This window comes from Alteromonas sp. ABD4_190 (assembly GCF_056160105.1).
The window spans coordinates 38,473-56,483 of record NZ_JBSWWN010000001.1; the positions used below are offsets into that span (position 1 = coordinate 38,473).

The 18,011-nt window shown below is 43.1% G+C and carries 14 protein-coding genes; 7 read left to right on the forward strand and 7 right to left on the reverse strand.

From position 1 onward, the window contains the following. Positions 1-28 precede the first annotated feature (28 nt). Positions 29-2,743, reverse strand: coding sequence for a DNA topoisomerase (ATP-hydrolyzing) subunit A (gyrA, locus tag ACXAFM_RS00210; RefSeq protein ID WP_474832617.1), 2,715 nt, complete (start codon positions 2,741-2,743; stop codon positions 29-31). 302 nt (positions 2,744-3,045) lie between these two features. On the opposite strand from gyrA, the gene ubiG reads away from it, so the two are divergent. The 5 genes from ubiG to ACXAFM_RS00235 all read left to right on the forward strand — a co-directional run bounded on the left by ubiG (position 3,046) and on the right by ACXAFM_RS00235 (position 9,013). Next, positions 3,046-3,750, forward strand: a complete 705-nt coding sequence (gene ubiG / locus ACXAFM_RS00215) for a bifunctional 2-polyprenyl-6-hydroxyphenol methylase/3-demethylubiquinol 3-O-methyltransferase UbiG (RefSeq protein WP_474832620.1) — start codon at positions 3,046-3,048, stop codon at positions 3,748-3,750. 547 nt (positions 3,751-4,297) lie between these two features. After that, on the forward strand, positions 4,298-6,619 hold the full coding sequence (gene nrdA, locus ACXAFM_RS00220) for a class 1a ribonucleoside-diphosphate reductase subunit alpha (RefSeq protein ID WP_474825818.1): 2,322 nt from the start codon (positions 4,298-4,300) through the stop codon (positions 6,617-6,619). A gap of 126 nt (positions 6,620-6,745) precedes the next feature. Continuing rightward, positions 6,746-7,876 (forward strand): class Ia ribonucleoside-diphosphate reductase subunit beta, encoded by a 1,131-nt coding sequence (gene nrdB / locus ACXAFM_RS00225; protein ID WP_269916991.1) that lies wholly within the window; start codon positions 6,746-6,748, stop codon positions 7,874-7,876. Between the two features lie 12 nt (positions 7,877-7,888). Continuing rightward, the gene (gene yfaE / locus ACXAFM_RS00230; protein WP_474832622.1) at positions 7,889-8,161 is read left to right on the forward strand and encodes a class I ribonucleotide reductase maintenance protein YfaE; all 273 of its coding nucleotides are present in this window, start codon (positions 7,889-7,891) and stop codon (positions 8,159-8,161) included. 114 nt (positions 8,162-8,275) lie between these two features. Beyond that, positions 8,276-9,013, forward strand: coding sequence for an SDR family oxidoreductase (locus ACXAFM_RS00235; RefSeq protein WP_474832625.1), 738 nt, complete (start codon positions 8,276-8,278; stop codon positions 9,011-9,013). Positions 9,014-9,098: 85 nt separating this feature from the next. On the opposite strand, the gene ACXAFM_RS00240 is transcribed toward ACXAFM_RS00235, so the two are convergent. After that, positions 9,099-9,341, reverse strand: a complete 243-nt coding sequence (locus ACXAFM_RS00240) for a DUF2164 domain-containing protein (RefSeq protein ID WP_474832628.1) — start codon at positions 9,339-9,341, stop codon at positions 9,099-9,101. Between the two features lie 450 nt (positions 9,342-9,791). On the opposite strand from ACXAFM_RS00240, the gene ACXAFM_RS00245 reads away from it, so the two are divergent. After that, complete coding sequence (locus ACXAFM_RS00245; protein ID WP_474832630.1) at positions 9,792-10,106, forward strand: hypothetical protein; 315 nt, start codon at positions 9,792-9,794, stop codon at positions 10,104-10,106. A 279-nt stretch (positions 10,107-10,385) separates the two neighbouring features. Then, positions 10,386-11,483 (forward strand): NADH:flavin oxidoreductase, encoded by a 1,098-nt coding sequence (locus tag ACXAFM_RS00250; protein ID WP_474832632.1) that lies wholly within the window; start codon positions 10,386-10,388, stop codon positions 11,481-11,483. 22 nt (positions 11,484-11,505) lie between these two features. Here ACXAFM_RS00250 and ACXAFM_RS00255 read toward each other — a convergent pair whose 3' ends face one another. The 5 genes from ACXAFM_RS00255 to dapA all read right to left on the reverse strand — a co-directional run bounded on the left by ACXAFM_RS00255 (position 11,506) and on the right by dapA (position 17,891). Then, complete coding sequence (locus tag ACXAFM_RS00255; RefSeq protein ID WP_474832634.1) at positions 11,506-13,860, reverse strand: sensor domain-containing phosphodiesterase; 2,355 nt, start codon at positions 13,858-13,860, stop codon at positions 11,506-11,508. Between the two features lie 252 nt (positions 13,861-14,112). Next, positions 14,113-15,021, reverse strand: a complete 909-nt coding sequence (locus tag ACXAFM_RS00260; protein WP_474832636.1) for a DMT family transporter — start codon at positions 15,019-15,021, stop codon at positions 14,113-14,115. A gap of 143 nt (positions 15,022-15,164) precedes the next feature. Continuing rightward, complete coding sequence (gene purC / locus ACXAFM_RS00265; protein ID WP_474832639.1) at positions 15,165-15,878, reverse strand: phosphoribosylaminoimidazolesuccinocarboxamide synthase; 714 nt, start codon at positions 15,876-15,878, stop codon at positions 15,165-15,167. Positions 15,879-15,890: 12 nt separating this feature from the next. After that, positions 15,891-16,994 carry an outer membrane protein assembly factor BamC gene (gene bamC / locus ACXAFM_RS00270; protein WP_474825840.1) on the reverse strand — a complete coding sequence of 368 codons (1,104 nt, stop codon included), beginning with the start codon at positions 16,992-16,994 and terminating at the stop codon, positions 15,891-15,893. A gap of 12 nt (positions 16,995-17,006) precedes the next feature. Continuing rightward, positions 17,007-17,891 (reverse strand): 4-hydroxy-tetrahydrodipicolinate synthase, encoded by an 885-nt coding sequence (gene dapA / locus ACXAFM_RS00275; RefSeq protein WP_474832641.1) that lies wholly within the window; start codon positions 17,889-17,891, stop codon positions 17,007-17,009. Positions 17,892-18,011 lie beyond the last annotated feature (120 nt).

The window sequence follows — 18,011 nt, forward strand, 5'->3', positions numbered from 1 at the left end:
GCGCATGGCCTAAGCCTGCGCGCTATCCCTACTCTTCTGTCGTTGAGCTATCACCGTCTTCTGCAGTGTTTTCTTGCTCTTGAACAGCAGTTTCTGCTTGTTCTGGCGCATCGTCCGAAATGATTGGGTTACCGTCTTCATCGAATTCCTGTAACTCTTCCACTTCTTCAATACGCTGTAACCCTACAACGTGCTCACCTTCTACTGTACGTATTAAGCGAACGCCCTGCGTGTTACGGCCTACTACTGACACTTCGCCTACACGGGTACGAACCAGTGTGCCTTGGTCACTAATAAGCATAATTTCATTGGTTTCGTCTACTTGAACCGCGCCAACCACTTTACCGTTACGCTCAGACACCTTAATTGATACAACACCTTGTGTCGCACGGCTCTTCGCCGGGTAATCTTCAAGCGGAGTACGCTTACCGAAACCATTCTCTGTTGCTGTCAGGATTGGGCCGTCGCCTTTAGGAACAATAAGTGACACCACTTTTTGACCATCTTGCAGACGAATACCGCGAACCCCTGTTGCAGTACGTCCCATTGGACGAAGTGCAAGAAGCTCTTCACCCGTCTCCGGGTCACGCTTCACTTCACCGGTTTCGCTGTCGCGAAGCTTCTCATTAAAGCGAACTACTTTACCCGCGTCAGAGAACAACATGATGTCGTCATCACCGTGGGTAATATCAACACCAATTAGCTCATCACCTTCATTTAGGTTAACAGCAATAATACCGCTTGAACGAGGGCGAGAATATAGGCTTAGGTCAGTCTTTTTCACTGTACCGTTTGCCGTTGCCATCAGTACAAACTTGCCTTCTTCGAATTCTTTAATAGGAAGAATAGCAGTAATACGTTCATTATCTTCTAGCGGTAAAATGTTAACAATTGGGCGTCCGCGTGCATTTCGGCTAGCGAACGGCAATTGATACACTTTCAACCAGTACAAGCGACCTCGGGTTGAGAAGCACAGTATGTGATCGTGGGTATTCGCAACAAGAAGCTTTTCAATGAAGTCTTCATCTTTCATCTTAGTTGCAGATTTACCACGACCGCCACGACGTTGTGCTTCGTAATCTGTAAGTTTCTGGTACTTCACATAACCTTCGCGAGAAAGCGTTACAACGACGTCTTCTTGCTCGATTAGATCTTCAATATCAATATCGTGACTTGCAGCGGTAATTTCAGTGCGACGCTCATCACCGAACTCATCGCGGACTTTTTCAAGTTCTTCTTGAATCACTTCCATCAAGCGCTCTGGGCTATTAAGGATGTGAAGAAGTTCTGCGATTAACTCTAGAAGTTGCTTGTATTCTTCAAGGATCTTCTCGTGCTCAAGGCCCGTTAGCTTGTGTAAGCGAAGGTCAAGAATAGCTTGCGCTTGCTGTTCCGTTAAGTAGTACTTGCCGTCGCGAATACCAAACTCAGGCATTAACCAGTCAGGGCGTGCAGCATCATCGCCTGCGCGCTCAAGCATTTGCGCTACGTCACCTAAGTCCCAACCTTGTGCTACAAGCGATTTTTTCGCATCTGCTGGGCTTTGCGACGCTTTAATCAACTCAATAATTGGGTCGATATTCGCAAGCGCGATTGCCAAACCTTCAAGGATGTGGGCACGATCACGGGCTTTGCGTAATTCAAACACAGTACGGCGTGTTACCACTTCACGGCGGTGAAGAATAAAGGCTTCAAGCGTTTCTTTAAGGTTAAATACCTTAGGCTGACCATTGTCTAGCGCAACCATATTGATACCGAATACCGTTTGAAGCTGGGTATTGGCATATAAATGGTTAAGCAGAACTTCGGCAGATTCGTTACGTTTAACTTCAATTACAATGCGCATACCGTCTTTATCAGACTCATCACGCAGTGCCGAAACGCCTTCAATACGCTTCTCTTTTACCAGTTCAGCGATCTTTTCAATAAGACGTGCTTTATTAACTTGGTAAGGAATTTCGTTAACAACAATGGTTTCTTTTCCATTGTTGTCTGTCTCGATTTCGGCTTTAGCACGAAGATAAATTTTACCGCGACCAGTGCGGTATGCATCTTCAATACCTTTACGACCGCTGATCATCGCTGCCGTTGGAAAATCCGGGCCAGGAATATGGGTCATCAAATCATCAATAGTAATTGATGGGTCTTGAATTAAAGCAACACAGCCGTTGATGACTTCGGTAAGGTTATGCGGCGGTATGTTTGTCGCCATACCAACTGCGATACCTGACGAACCGTTAACTAATAGGTTTGGAACCTTAGTGGGTAATACTTCAGGGATAAATTCAGTACCGTCGTAGTTAGGTACAAAATCAACGGTTTCTTTATCTAAATCGGCAAGTAATTCGTGCGCAATTTTCGCCATGCGTACTTCGGTATAACGCATCGCAGCGGCAGAGTCGCCGTCTACAGAACCAAAGTTACCTTGACCGTCAACCAGCATGTAGCGCAGTGAAAACGGTTGGGCCATACGAACAATAGTGTCGTAAACCGCAGAGTCACCGTGAGGGTGATATTTACCAATTACGTCACCTACCACACGGGCAGATTTTTTGTATGGCTTGTTAAAGTCGTTTTTCAGTTCGTTCATTGCGAACAGCACACGACGGTGCACTGGCTTCAAGCCATCTCTTACGTCAGGCAAGGCTCGCCCGACAATAACGCTCATCGCGTAATCAAGGTAGGAGTTCTTTAACTCTTCCTCAATATTAACGGGGAGGATTTCTTTAGCGTTATCAGACATAAACTGCTTAATCCCTTTATTTTGGTTTGTTCTGCGTTATCCAGTACTTTACTTCACATCATTGTGAAAGCAAGGCATGGGAGCGCACTGTTGTTATTATGTGGGTCATAATCGTGCTTCGAGTGTACCACTTGATGAGAGAATTATGTAGCGCTTAATTGCGCTTATTAATCAACTAAAATGCAAGCGATTATTTTTCGTTCATCCCTTCGTATAATTTAGCTATTTCTGTTTAAAAACAGTGAAAAACAACATGAATTTACGATATCTTAAAAAGAGATAGGTTAAGGATTGTTTTACTAATGACGAACGTCGATCAACAAGAAATCAATAAATTCTCTGAACTTGCGTCTCGCTGGTGGGATCCAGAAGGCGAATTCAAGCCATTACACCTTATTAACCCACTCCGTTTAGACTTTATAAATCAACACAGTGAAGGTTTATTTGACAAGAAAGTCGTGGACATCGGTTGTGGCGGCGGCATTCTCGCTGAATCTATGGCTCGTGCTGGAGCAATAGTTACAGGGCTAGATATGGCAGAGGCTTCGTTAGAAGTGGCCAAGCTTCACGGTTTAGAATCTGGGGTTAAAGTTGATTACGTCTGCTCTACCGCGGAAGAATTTGCTGAAGCAAACGCAGGTCAGTTCGATGTAGTCACCTGTATGGAAATGTTAGAACATGTGCCCGACCCTGCTTCTGTTGTCATGGCTTGCGCGAAGTTAGTAAAACCTGGCGGCCATGTTTTCTTCTCTACACTGAACAGAAACCTGAAGTCATATCTGATGGGGATCCTTGGCGCAGAATACATTCTGAAATTAGTACCTAAAGGTACGCACGATCACGGTAAGTTTATCAAGCCTTCTGAACTTATGGCGATGACGGACCAAGCAGGTTTGGTTCCTCGCGATATGACAGGTTTGCACATGGACCCGATCTCTCAAGGCTTTTATCTTTCGTCTAATAATGTAGACGTAAACTACCTACTATATACAGTAGCGCAAAGTTAATTTAACACTATATGTTGGGCTGCGGCGATATTTTAAACACCATATATCGTGTCTGTATAAAAATTGAATTCTAAGAATAAATTAATTTTTATACTTAATATTTTGTTTAAAACGCTTGCATTCCAGATATTTTACGCTTGTAGAACGCTAAAAAGTTAGTTGTTACTAACATAAATTTCATGCCAGATTGAGTGCTTGAAATACCACCAGATATTGGGTTGCAATCAAGACAAAACCTCACTATCTTGTGTTTAATTCAGCACGGGATCCCACCGATAATTTTTCGGGATCTCAACTAATGACAAACTGTCTCTGGGACACCACTTATAGTTTGAAACAATAATCTCGCTGAAAACAAAAAAGCAGTAAAGAATTTAACGAGCAGTCTCTACTACAATACTTCTTGGTATTAGTTTAGGCCGCTTTTTGTGTGTGTTTTTAACTGGCGTGAGCCAACAACGTTAACAACATACGCATTTAAAATTAAAACGAAAATGGGCAACAGATAGCCCACGCATCAAGCGCTAACAGACAAACGGCCAGTAACATGAACAACAACTTATTCGTCACCAAACGAAACGGTGAAAAAGAGTCCATCGACTTAGAAAAAATCCACAAAGTCGTTACATGGGCAGCCAAAGGATTAAACAACGTTTCTGTTTCACAAGTTGAAATAAAAGCGCAAATTCAGTTCTATGACGGCATTAATACAAGCGAAATCCACGAAACACTGATTAAGTCAGCGGCTGACCTGATCTCTACTGATGCGCCAGACTACCAATACTTGGCCGCGCGCCTGGCTATTTTCCATCTTCGTAAAAAAGCGTACGGACAATTTGAGCCGCCAGCGTTACTTGAACACGTTGGAAAAATGGTAGATTTAGGAAAGTACGATAAGCATCTACTTGAAGACTACACGCCTGAAGAATTCGCAGAAATGGAAACCTATATCGACCATTGGCGCGACATGAACTTCAGCTATGCTGCGGTTAAGCAACTTGAAGGCAAATATTTAGTTCAAAACCGTGTTACTGGTGAAATTTACGAAAGTGCACAGTTCCTTTATATTCTTGTAGCGGCATGTCTTTTCGCGAACTATGACAAAGCCACGCGTATGGATTACATTCGTCGTTTCTACGATGCTGCATCAACGTTTAAGCTATCGTTACCTACCCCAATTATGGCAGGCGTACGAACACCTACGCGTCAGTTCAGCTCATGTGTACTTATTGAAACAGGCGACAGCTTAGATTCAATTAACGCCACGGCAAGCGCGATAGTTAAATACGTTAGCCAGCGTGCAGGCATTGGTGTGAATGCAGGTCGCATTCGTGCACTAGGCAGCCCTATTCGTGGTGGTGAAGCATTCCACACTGGCTGTATTCCATTCTACAAATACTTCCAGACTGCAGTGAAAAGCTGCTCACAAGGTGGCGTTCGTGGTGGTGCGGCTACGTTGTTCTATCCTATCTGGCATATGGAAGTAGAATCGCTACTAGTGCTTAAGAATAACCGTGGTGTAGAAGAAAACCGTGTACGTCACTTAGACTACGGTGTTCAGTTCAACAAACTCATGTATCAGCGCATGATGAAAGATGGCTACATTTCATTATTTAGTCCATCTGACGTTCCAGGTCTTTATGATGCGTTCTTCGCTGATCAAGACAAGTTCGAAGAGCTATACGTTAAATACGAGAACGACGACAGCATCCGTAAGAAGCAAATCAAAGCGATGGAACTGTTTAGCTTGTTCATGCAAGAGCGTGCAAGCACAGGTCGTATATACCTTCAAAATGTTGACCACTGCAATACGCATAGCCCGTTCAATCCAGAAGTTGCGCCAGTTCGTCAAAGCAACTTGTGTCTTGAAATTGCGCTACCGACCAAGCCGCTACAGCATGTAAACGACGAAAATGGTGAAATTGCCCTTTGCACGCTATCTGCATTTAACTTAGGTGCGATTGAGTCAGTTGATGAGTTTGAAGAACTAGCCGATCTAGCAGTACGCGCTCTTGATAATCTACTTGATTACCAAGACTACCCTGTCCCTGCTGCGTACAACGCAACTATGGGCCGTCGTACTCTAGGTGTGGGTGTTATCAACTTCGCTTACTACCTTGCTAAGAACGGTGTTAAATATTCAGATCATAGCGCTAACGGTTTAGTCCACCGCACGTTTGAAGCAATGCAGTATTACCTACTGAAAGCGTCGAACAATTTGGCTAAAGAGAAAGGCGCGTGCCCCAAGTTTAACGAAACGACTTATTCGCAAGGCATCATGCCAATTGACAGCTACAAGAAAGACCTTGATAGCGTATGTAACGAACCACTTCATTACGATTGGGATGCACTTCGTGAAGAAATCAAAACTCACGGTTTGCGTAACTCTACCCTTTCAGCATTAATGCCATCAGAAACATCTTCACAGATCTCTAACGCGACCAACGGTATTGAACCGCCACGTGGTTTCATCAGCATTAAGTCGAGTAAAGATGGTGTTCTTAAGCAAGTTGTACCTGAGTACGAAACGCTAAGGGACCAATACGAGCTACTTTGGGATATTCCTTCAAACGATGGTTACCTGCAACTTGTGGGTATCATGCAGAAGTTTATCGACCAAACTATCTCAGCAAACACAAACTATGACCCAAGCCGTTATGAAGGTAACAAGGTACCAATGAAGCTTCTGCTTAAAGACCTTCTTACTACTTACAAGCTTGGTGTTAAGACACTTTATTATCATAACACTCGTGACGGTGCTTCAGACACCTCGGCGTTAGACGCTAAAGCAAACGAGCCTATGCCACGTCAAGAAGAAGTCGTGGTAGAGGAAGATGATGATTGTGCAGGCGGTGCGTGTAAAATCTAAAACACGCCCTTTTGCAAAAATGGCAGGTTCGTAAAAGGATTTTACGGTAACGCCTGCCATTAACGTTTCGCAGCAAGAACACAAACAATAATACGCGTTAATCATTAAGTTTTTAGTTAGGCCATCATGAAATACACTACGTTTAATCAGCAAAGTACTAATCCATTGATCGAGCCGATGTTTTTCGGTAATCCCGTAAACGTTGCACGCTATGATCAGCAAAAGCATGCCATTTTCGAAAAGCTTATTGAGAAACAAATTAGCTTTTTTTGGCGCCCTGAAGAAGTAGACGTTTCTCGCGATCGTGTCGATTTTCAAAAATTGACCGACCCAGAAAAACATATCTTCATATCAAACCTTAAGTACCAAACCCTTTTAGATTCGGTACAAGGTCGTAGCCCAAATATTGCGTTTTTGCCTATTATCTCGCTACCCGAGTTAGAAACATGGGTTGAGACATGGTCTTTCTTCGAGACTATTCACTCGCGTTCATATACCCATATCTTGCGTAACTTGTTCTCAGACCCAAGTGAAATATTTGAAGATATCGTTGTAAACGATGAAATTAAGCGCCGTGCGGCTGACATTTCGAAGTATTATGACGACCTTATTTTTGCCACTCAACTTTGGCAAACACAAGGTGAAGGCGTTCATACCGTTAATGGTACTGCGTACACAATTAATATGTACGAGCTTAAAAAGAAGCTTTATCTGTGTATGAACTCGGTAAATGCGCTTGAAGCAATCCGCTTCTATGTTTCTTTTGCCTGTACGTTCGCCTTTGCTGAGCGTAAGTTGATGGAAGGTAATTCTAAAATCATTCGATTGATTGCCCGTGATGAGAACCTTCACTTATCTTCAACCCAGCACATTCTAAACTTGTGGGCCAAGGGTAAAGATGATCCTGAAATGGCGCAAATAGCAGAAGAGTGTAAAGAAGAAGCCCGCGCTATCTTCATGAACGCCGTTGAGCAAGAAAAGCAATGGGCTGACTATCTGTTCCAAAACGGGTCTATGATTGGCCTTAACAAAGAAATTCTTTGCCAGTACGTTGAGTACATTGCGAATCAACGTATGTCTGCCATAGGTCTAGATACACCATTTGAGATTAGCAGCAACCCGCTACCTTGGATGAATAACTATCTAAATTCAGACAATGTACAAGTAGCCCCACAAGAATCTGAAATCAGCTCTTACCTAGTTGGACAAATAGATTCTGCAGTAAGCGAAGACGACTTTGCTGATTTTGAGCTGTAAACCTACAGCTTAATGAGCAGTAACGATAAATCACTCCGCATCGACGTTGTCGATGTGGGGGCGATTAATTCCCCCTCTGATACCACCATCTTAAGCGCCCTCGAATCAGCAGGCGTCAATATTCACTACCACTGCCGTGAAGGCTTTTGCGGTGCGTGTCGAACTAAGCTTATTGAAGGCGAAGTTGAATACACTACCGATCCCCTCGCCTTTATTGACGATGACGAAATTCTTCCTTGTTGCTGTGTGGCTAAATGCCCGCTAAAAATAAAAGTCCCCCTGTAACCTCTTCATTCACCGCTCTCATCAGCATTCTCACAGCATTTATACGAATTAATGTAATCCACTTCAATACTTAGACGTAGCAACTTACAACTAATCAAACGTAAGGATAATGTTATGAATGAAGTTTCTGGAAAAGTAGTGATCATTACTGGCGCGAGTAGCGGGCTTGGAGAAGCGACAGCGAAAATGCTTGCGGAAAAAGGCGCTAAATTAGTGTTGGGCGCTCGCCGTGAAGACCGTCTTAAAAAACTTGTTGATGAAATTGAATCTTCAGGTGGACACGCAACCTATAAAACGGTCGATGTCACGAAAAGGGAAGAGGTTGAGGCACTTGCAAAAGCTGCAATAGATACCTACGACCGCATTGACGTGCTAGTCAATAATGCTGGCCTAATGCCCCTAGCCCCGCTCGATGAGATGAAGGTTGATGAGTGGGATCAGATGATAGATGTGAATATTAAAGGCGTTATGTACGGCGTAGCAGCGGTTCTAGGACACATGCGTGAACAACAAAGTGGGCATATCATCAACCTTTCCTCTGTGGCGGGTCATGTGGTTTTCCCAGGAGCTACGGTTTATTGCGCCACTAAATTTGCAGTTAAGGCAATAAGCGAAGGTATTCGCAAAGAGTCAAACGGTCAAATTCGCTCAACGAATATTTCACCAGGTGCAGTGGCGACAGAGCTTACTGACCACATATCTCACAAAGACTCGAAGCAAATGGCAGAGGATATGTACAATGATGCTATCGACGCAGATGCAATTGCCCGTGCTGTAACTTTTGCCATTGAACAACCTGGCGATGTAGATATCAACGAAATGATCATCAGACCTACCAATCAGGACCTCTAGTGCTGATTATTTTTTGCGTATAAGAATGGGACAGCCATTTACTAAAAAAGCCTGCTAGATGCAGGCTTTAAAAAACTTCATGTGCTCAAAGGACTTTTTCGATGGCATACAGTTCTTCATCAATGACCTGTAAACGTGATGCCACAACGGCTCTAGCATCACTTATGCCTTTGTTATAAAACGATGCGCCTATTTCCTTACTGATAAAATCGAGAAGAAATTCTCCGTCAAATTGACCAAGTTCCACATTTAACTCGTCATCAAAATATCGTTGCAGTTTAGCAACTAACACGTCTTTCTCTTCACGCGTAAATGCAATTTCGCTCATTATCATCCTTCTTTTGTAATGTTCAAAGTATTAGGCTCTTTGCTTATGCCAAAGGATAGCTTTCCATACCCTCAGCTATGAAGACAGTTCAACATTATCACACCAACGGCTTGTTTACCTTTGGCCCACCACTTTTACGTTTAATCAACGCCTTTAATCGCGGAACAGCCTTCCTGCCTAGTGCGTAAACTAATATTACTGTGGTTAAGTTTAAGCAGCCTTAATAACTAAACTTTCTATAGTTTCATGGCAGTAAGCTATAGCCTGGTACAGTTTTCGCTTACTTCAACTAGAAAGTTTTTTCGTTACTGGGTGTACAGTAATTCGTATTTTAAAAGAAGGGCCTGATAGCCCTTTAAGCTAGAGGCGCTAACGAACAATTATACTAGGATATCTCGTATAACAATTTCAAAATGGTTTAGCGCTTTTATGAAATTTGTGAGGTTAATAATGAAAATTTTACCCGTTATCGGTGTATCGGTTGCGATTGCGATCTACAGCCTACCTGCTAGCGCCACCCCCAATAACCCCCACAAGGGTAAATCCTTGCCACCGGGCATAGAGAAAAAATATGAACGGACGGGGGAATTACCGCCAGGTTGGGAAAAAAAGTTAGCCGTTGGTGAGCGATTGGACCGTGATATTTACGACCATTCCCGCGTAATTGTACCGTTAGGACAAAACGGGGTAGTAACGGTTCGTATAGAGAACAAGGTGATACGTCTTGTACAAGCGACAAGGGAAATTATAGAGATTTTAGACTAGCCATACCCTTAGCTTGATAAGGGCTCTTTTAAAAGAGCTCTCAGTTCATTCTTACTTATGCCCTACTATCAACATTTGAAAATTGACTTAACCTACCTCACTAGTAGTATCTGGTATCAACCACAATTGCTATAACGTGGCAGTAATTGATGAAGCCCCGCGGGGCCGGGTCTTAGATAATCACTAATTAAACTCCTTATTTAAGACCTCTAAAATAATAACGGTGTCTCAGTTATTTAATAAACATACCAAACGCAAAAATAAAATCAGGAACAAAAGATGGCAGCTAACGCACTGTTTAAACCTTATTCACAAGGCAACCTATCGTTGACCAACCGAATCGTTATGGCGCCCATGACTCGCCAGTTCTCACCTAACGGCATACCTACCAGCGATGTGGCCGGTTACTATAAACGCCGCGCTCAAGGTGGTACTGGTTTAATCATCACCGAAGGTACTACGGTTAACGACAAAGTCGCTACTATGGATGCAAACATCCCTCAATTTCACGGAGACGAAGCCTTCGCCGGTTGGAAAAATGTGGTTGATGACGTTCATAGCGTAGGCGGGAAAATCATGCCACAACTGTGGCACGTGGGTATGGCACGGGTTGCAGAAAAAGCCCCCTACCCCGAGCTGCCAAGTGCAGGGCCTTCGGGTTTATTTAAGCCTGGTAAACAGGGTGCTGAACCAATGACAGTCGAGCACATTGAATCTGTTATATCCGCATTTTCCCAAGCTGCAGCTGATGCCAAAGCTATCGGCATGGATGGGATAGAAATTCACGGTGCACATGGATATCTAATCGACCAGTTCTTCTGGGAAGGCACTAATCAGCGTACTGATAGCTGGGGCGGTAGTATGGAGAATCGTGGTCGCTTTGCGGTAGAAATAATCAAAGCTATTCGCGCAGCAACTGGTCCCGATTTTCCTATTGTGCTGCGCTACTCACAATGGAAACAGCAAGACTACACCGCTCGTTTAGCACACACGCCACAGGAGCTAGAGAAGTTCTTGCTTCCACTCAGTAATGCTGGCGTAGATATTTTTCATTGTTCACAGCGCCGCTACTGGGAGAGTGAATTTGAAGAAAGTGAGTTAAACCTTGCTGGCTGGACTAAAAAGATTACTGGAAAACCTACCATTACCGTTGGTTCAGTAGGCCTTAATGATGACTTCTTCGGTGCCTTCAAAGGCCAAGATTCAAGCACGCGTGCTGTTGACGATTTACTCGAGCGCCTTGATGCCGGTGAGTTTGATTTAGTCGCGGTTGGAAGAGCTTTATTACAAGACCCCAACTGGGCTAATAAAATTAAAGAAAACCGAACAGGTGAACTAGAACAGTACTCTGGAAAGGCCCTAGCTACCTTGTCCTAATTCGATGAGCTAATTGAGCATTTCAACTAGCACTGCATACGGTGCTAGTTGCTCTTAGAAGGGATTCGAAGTTAACCTTACTCATAGGCCTTGCTATGTAATACCCTTGACCATAATCGCAACCCATTGCTTTGAGAATTTCAAACTGCTCTCGAGTTTCAATACCCTCTGCAACCACTTTTATTCCAAGCTTTTTAGCCATAATGATAATAGCTTCACACAGCACTTTATCGTTACTGACGTCTGTCATCGTTTTAACAAAGCTTTTGTCGATTTTTATAAAATCGGTAGGAAACTTTTTCAGATACGAAATGGAAGAATACCCCGTACCGAAATCATCGAGAGCTATACCAACACCAGCTTGCCTAAACTGAAACAACTTTTTAGAAACCTCTTCGTCGGCCTTCATTAAAAGGTTTTCTGTGACCTCAAGTAAAATGGATTTCGCTGAAACATTTATCTCGAGCAATTTGTTAAGCCAGTTCGTAATATTCGACTCTTGATGAAAATATTGGCAAGGTGATGTATTTATACTTATTTGAAGATCACGGCGATAATGTGACTGCCAATGCTTTACATTCCTACACACTTCATCAAAAACCCATTCGCTAATTTCGATAATTAAACCAGACTCTTCTGCTAAAGGAATAAATTCATCCGGCGGAATTCGCCCTTTTTGAGGATGCTGCCATCGAAGCAAAGCTTCCGCCTTTAAAATCTGACCATTACTAAGTGTCGTTATAGGCTGATATTCAACGAAAAGTTCATTGTTTTTAACGGCATAGCGGAGGTCATTTAAAAGAGACAGTCGCTTTACCGCAGCTTCATGCAAGTCTAAGGTATAAAATTTGTAACTATTTTTCCCCGACGCTTTCGCTTGGTACATGGCTTGGTCTGCGTACTTCAACAAGTCTTTCGTATTACTAGCATCGTCTGGATATAGAGTTACCCCCACACTACCACTTGTATGTACGCGCTCAATATCGATAACAAAAGGCTCTGCAATCACTTCGAGCAGCTTCTGTATTATGGCGTCTACTGAACTTAAGCTATTGATGCTATTTAAAATGATAACAAATTCATCACCACCCAGCCTACAAACGGTATCATTAGCGCGTACGTTTTGCGTAAATCGCTTAGCACACTTTTTTAAAAGCTCATCGCCTACATCGTGTCCGAGGGTATCGTTTATATCTTTAAAGTTGTCGAGATCGAGAAAAAGAACAGCAACCTTGTCATTTTCTCTTTTAGCTGTCTTAATCGCTAAGTCGAGGTGATCCAGCATAAGGTTCCTATTCGGTAGACCAGTAAGCGTATCAAAGTTGGCTTGTTTCCAAATAAGGTCGTTAGCCAATTCTCTCTCTATCGCTATACTCGCGATATGTGCAAACTGCTCTATGAGAATAATTTCTTCGGGCGTGGGTACCGCTTTATAACTATGATAGATTGCGAAGGTGCCAATTACGTTCCCGTTTGCACCTCTAATAGGTTGAGACCAGCAGGACGCTACCCCCGCCTGTGCAGCCAATTCTTGGTAGCCATCCCAAAAAGGGTGTGTACTAATATCTTCCACGACTGTAGGACTGTTAGTGGCTGCTGCATTGCCACAAGAGCCTACGCCATGCCCAATTTCAAGGCCGTCTATAGCATCATTATAAAAATCAGGTAAGGATGGTGCTGCACCTTTTCTTAGCTTGCCCTCTTGCAGCAGCAGAATACTACAGAGTTTATTCGGATACTCCCCTTCAATGGCATCAACTATATCGAAAAGTACACTGTGAAGAGATTCCGCATTTACTACTTTTTCGAGAATAGTACTTCTGACCCGCGTAAGTTTTTGAGTTTGCTCGAGTTGATTTTGGTACTCAGTAATTTGCTTTGATAGCTCAGTATCTTCTTTCCTACAAATCTCTGCGTTTGCGAGCTCAGCTAGCTTTTCTAGCTGAAAAAGCTGGCTTTCATTAAAGTCATGTGGCTGTGTGTCAAGTACACATAGAGTACCCACAGCGCAACCATCTACAACAAGCTTTATTCCCGCGTAGCAGCGAATATGGGGCTCGCCCAAAACAAATGGATTATCTGTAAAGCGAGGATCTTTTTTGGTGTCAGGGATAATTAATGGGTCTGTTTCACAAATAGTGTGGCTGCAAAAGGCAATATCGCGAGCGGACTCTTTAAGATCAAGATTGACCGAAGATTTAAACCACTGTCTGTTCGTATCGACAAGAGTAATAGTTGCGAATCGGCAATTAAGTACACTACTCGCTAATTTGGTTATCCGGTCAAAACGTTCTTCGTTAGGTGTATCTAAAAGCGCTAACCTTTTGAGGACAGATACTCTCTCGACTTCGTTAGTTAATGCTTCAGGAATTTCCACTCTTTGCTCCAATAAATTTAATCGCCTTTAGCCGCCTTTTATTTTGCCACTCAGGAACAACGACATACCCATTGTTAATAATTGAACTTTAGCATTACAGAAAGCAATATAACATTTTGCTTTAGTCTAAAAAGATATGAACCTCTCGATAGGTCTTACCACAAACATCTGAGCATGAACAACCTGTAGAAAAGACCCACAATAAAATTTGAGGTACTTAAAAGGGAAATGCCCTATCGTCCGCGTGGCAAACTACCCTTTTATAACCAAATAGATGCCACCCAGCGTCATGATAGAAGCGATAACAATCTGAATATTAAGCTGCTCTCCAAGTATAGCCCATCCCATCAAAGTTGCGATTACTGGAACGCTCAATTGAACTGTGGCAGCAGTAGTTGATTTAATAAGTGGCAGCACGCTGTACCATATTGCATAACCACATCCTGACGCCACAACGCCAGAAACCAGTGCTAATAAGGCCCCAGTACTGTCAAATACCAACTCAGTACTATTCAGTGATAGTAAAAAACCAACTAATGGGATACATAAGATTGATGCGTATATAAAGTTGCCTGATGTAGCAAACAATGCGGACTTACTTTTTTTTCCTAATAGAGAATATACGCCCCACGCAATACCTGCGGTGACCATGATTATGCCAGCTAAAAGCGGTGGCGCCGATGCACTCGGTAGCAACAAAATTACTAGACCGGCAAATGCTAAAAGAAAGCCTAGCCACTGAAATGGCTTAAAAAGTTCTCCTTTCACCAAACCAAAAGTAATCATAGTTAGCTGTACTGCACCAAATAGTAACAATGCGCCTGTGCCGGTAGCCATGGAAATATAAGCGTATGAAAAGCACAATGCGTACAAAAACAGTGATGCACCACCGAGGAAAGTAGCATTACTTTTAAGATTCACCCAAAGGCCTGAGTCCCCTGGTGCTCTTCGCAAAGAAAAGAGCGACAAAAACGTAAGTGCTAATGCACCGCTTATTAAGCGCAACGCGGTAAAGCTAACGGGGTCAATGTCTGTATTCGCTAGCGCCATTCTGCACAGCAGCGAATTTGCGGCAAACGCAACCATTGCCACCGTGACTAAAGAAAGTGTTCTAAACAATGTCCGCTCCTTTGCGCTGATTTTTAATCCTTGGACAATCATTCTTTTAAATAATCTAAACTTAAAATAACTACTGAAGAATGTTTCATTTAAATAAGTTACTACAAGAACGGTATTTTTAATGCACTAAACGAAAAAGAGGACCAGAAGGTCCTCTATTATTCAAACTGTAAGCAGGTCAATGACTATAAAGACAAACCCAAACGCTCTGCAACTTCTATGTAAGTCTCTACAACTGAGCCAAGCCCTTGTCTAAAGCGGTCCTTGTCCATTTTCTTACGGGTTTCTTTATCCCATAAGCGACAACCATCAGGCGTAAATTCATCGCCTAACACGATGTTGCCGTCTTTATCGACACCAAACTCAAGTTTGTAGTCAACTAGAAGCATGCCGGCCTCATCGAATAACGCTTTCAGTACACTGTTTACTTTGAAGGTAAGCGCCTTCATTTCAGCAATCTGAGCTTCGGTTGCCCAACCGAATGATAGAATGTGATAGTCATTTACCATTGGGTCGTGAAGCGCATCGTTTTTAAGGAAAAACTCGAAAATAGGTGGGTTAAGCTCATTACCTTCTTCCACACCTAGTCTGCGCACTAAAGAGCCAGCAGACAAGTTTCTCACCACACACTCGACAGGGATCATGTCGAGCTTTTTAACCAAAGACTCAGTATCAGAAACCAAAGCTTCAACTTGTGTTGCAATGCCCGCTTCTTCAAGCTTAGTCATTATAAAGTGGTTAAACTTATTGTTTACTTCACCCTTGCGATCAAGCTGCTCTATTTTTTCGCCATCGAACGCTGAAGTGTCATTTCGAAAGTGAAGAATTAGTTTATCGCTATCATCAGTGTAATAAACAGTTTTTGCTTTACCTCGGTAAAGCTCGTCGCGTTTTTCCATTCTCAGTCTCAGTTATATATCAAGGTTATCTTCTGACATGACCTCAGCGAATGCACTGTAAAGGTCGGAAACCTGATTTGCTTCAAACGGTACACTTTCATTATTCATGAAAGTAACTGATGTGCGATCCGCACCCGCTTTCGCAACTTTCAAGCGATAATCACCCTTTTCAAGTAATTCGACATCGCTTGAGAATAAACCATCCCACCAACTACCTTGATCGCCATTGTAAGTGACGAATAGCAGGCCATTTGATTTATCTAAATCTTTTACGTCAAAGCCAAGCTTGCGCAGAACGAGAAGCATTCTTGGCCATGCAACATCATATTGCGCCTCCACGATGTACGCTGCTTCACCGTCATCATTGAAGCCCATTTCCGTGTTAATGCCTTGACGAATTTTCGCTATTCTTCGCGTTTCGGCAAGCTGAATTTGAAATTCGTAATGACCAACAACCTGGTTCAATACTTCGACCTCTTCGCGGCGTTCTTCCATCGAAGATACTTCAGCAACAACATCGTTACCAATGGTTTGCATGTAATCTTTTAAATCAACCGTCAATGCGGCACTGCGGCCGTGAGGTTTTACGTCTAGGCTGAATTCGAAGCGACGACCTATTTCACTTTCTTCATCGACAAAACTATACCAAGGGCCGTCAATTTCTTTAGTCATGACCATCCAATCTGTGATCAAGACTTTATCTTCCGGGCTGAAGCTATCAACACCAATCCCCTGCTCATCTAAGAAGCTCAATAGTGAGTTCCAGATTGCTTGGCTCAGCGGCTGGCTATCGTCAACTTGGTCGAACCAAATCGTTGCTGAACTCTTACCTTCCTCCACGTGAGAACCAGTAACTAAAGGTAGTACCAGCGCTGGAGAACGGACCATTAAATCTTTACCCACCAACGACGGGTCTGCCTCTTTACCCACCTCAGGGATGGCAAAGTCTCTTGAAAAAGTAGGTACGTCTAAACCAGAAGGCACTTCTAACGTTTTTTGTTCTTTAGTTTTTAAGTACTCGTAGCTACCCGACGCGGTCTTTCTATCAATTTGGCTTGAACAACCTGCAAGTGCAACCATCGCTACTGAACTTGCTATAGCCAGCGTTCTTTTCATCTGTGTTCCTTATTAACCAGAAATCAATGCGTATTTTTTTAGTAGTTCTTCGATACGTTTTTGGCTTGATAGTTCCGGTAAAACCATAGGTAATCGCATAACAGCGCTTTCCATCATGCCCATTTTGTATAACGCCCACTTCGGCATTACAGGATTTGGCTCTATGAAAAGGTCGTTGTGCAATAGCTTGATTGATTCATCGATCGCTCGGCATTTATCGAAATCATTATTAAGGGCTGCCTCGCACATATGTGAAATAGCTCTTGGTACGATATTAGCGGTGACAGAAATAACACCATGCCCGCCCTCGCACATGAATTCAGCACTTGTACCATCGTCGCCACTAAGAATAACAAAATCATTAGGCACAAGTGGCTGGGTTTCTTTTAATCGAGCAATGTCACCGGTCGCATCTTTAAGGCCGACAATGTTTTTGTGGGAAGATAATTCAGCAACGGTTTCAGGAAGCATATCTGCGACGGTGCGGCCCGGAACATTGTAAAGAATTACAGGCAAATCACTCGCATCGGCAATAGCGTTAAAATGAGCAATCATACCGGCCTGTTGCGGCTTGTTGTAATAAGGTACTACGCTTAGGAAACCATCGATACCTGTAGCACCTAATTGCTCGGTAAGAAAAATTGCTTCGGCAGTTGAGTTTGCACCACTACCCGCTATAACTGGAATAGCGCCTGACGCCATTGCCACTGTTTCTTTGACCACGTTGATATGTTCATCGAACGGTAGCGTTGCTGACTCACCCGTAGTTCCAACGGACACAATACCATGAGTGCCCTGCTCTACATGAAACTTCACAAGTTTCTCTAAAGACTTGTAATCAATGTCGCCGTTTTCGAGCATCGGCGTGACGAGTGCTACGTAACTACCAGTAAACATAATCTCTCCGCAAAATGTGAGCGCACATGGTAATTATCTCGGTGCTTAAACACAAGTAATAGCGCATGTAAAATGACAAGAATTTGACAATATCTTATTCAAACGCAAGAAAAAGGCACT

What these genes read in the sequence shown, in the direction of transcription:
- ubiG (WP_474832620.1), top strand. Translation starts at nt 3,046, where the DNA reads ATGACGAACGTCGATCAACAAGAAATCAATAAATTCTCTGAACTTGCG.
- nrdA (WP_474825818.1), top strand. Translation starts at nt 4,298, where the DNA reads ATGAACAACAACTTATTCGTCACCAAACGAAACGGTGAAAAAGAGTCC.
- yfaE (WP_474832622.1), top strand. Translation starts at nt 7,889, where the DNA reads ATGAGCAGTAACGATAAATCACTCCGCATCGACGTTGTCGATGTGGGG.
- nrdB (WP_269916991.1), top strand. Translation starts at nt 6,746, where the DNA reads ATGAAATACACTACGTTTAATCAGCAAAGTACTAATCCATTGATCGAG.
- ACXAFM_RS00235 (WP_474832625.1), top strand. Translation starts at nt 8,276, where the DNA reads ATGAATGAAGTTTCTGGAAAAGTAGTGATCATTACTGGCGCGAGTAGC.
- ACXAFM_RS00260 (WP_474832636.1), bottom strand. Translation starts at nt 15,021, where the DNA reads ATGATTGTCCAAGGATTAAAAATCAGCGCAAAGGAGCGGACATTGTTT.
- dapA (WP_474832641.1), bottom strand. Translation starts at nt 17,891, where the DNA reads ATGTTTACTGGTAGTTACGTAGCACTCGTCACGCCGATGCTCGAAAAC.
- bamC (WP_474825840.1), bottom strand. Translation starts at nt 16,994, where the DNA reads ATGAAAAGAACGCTGGCTATAGCAAGTTCAGTAGCGATGGTTGCACTT.
- ACXAFM_RS00245 (WP_474832630.1), top strand. Translation starts at nt 9,792, where the DNA reads ATGAAAATTTTACCCGTTATCGGTGTATCGGTTGCGATTGCGATCTAC.
- purC (WP_474832639.1), bottom strand. Translation starts at nt 15,878, where the DNA reads ATGGAAAAACGCGACGAGCTTTACCGAGGTAAAGCAAAAACTGTTTAT.
- ACXAFM_RS00250 (WP_474832632.1), top strand. Translation starts at nt 10,386, where the DNA reads ATGGCAGCTAACGCACTGTTTAAACCTTATTCACAAGGCAACCTATCG.
- gyrA (WP_474832617.1), bottom strand. Translation starts at nt 2,743, where the DNA reads ATGTCTGATAACGCTAAAGAAATCCTCCCCGTTAATATTGAGGAAGAG.
- ACXAFM_RS00240 (WP_474832628.1), bottom strand. Translation starts at nt 9,341, where the DNA reads ATGAGCGAAATTGCATTTACGCGTGAAGAGAAAGACGTGTTAGTTGCT.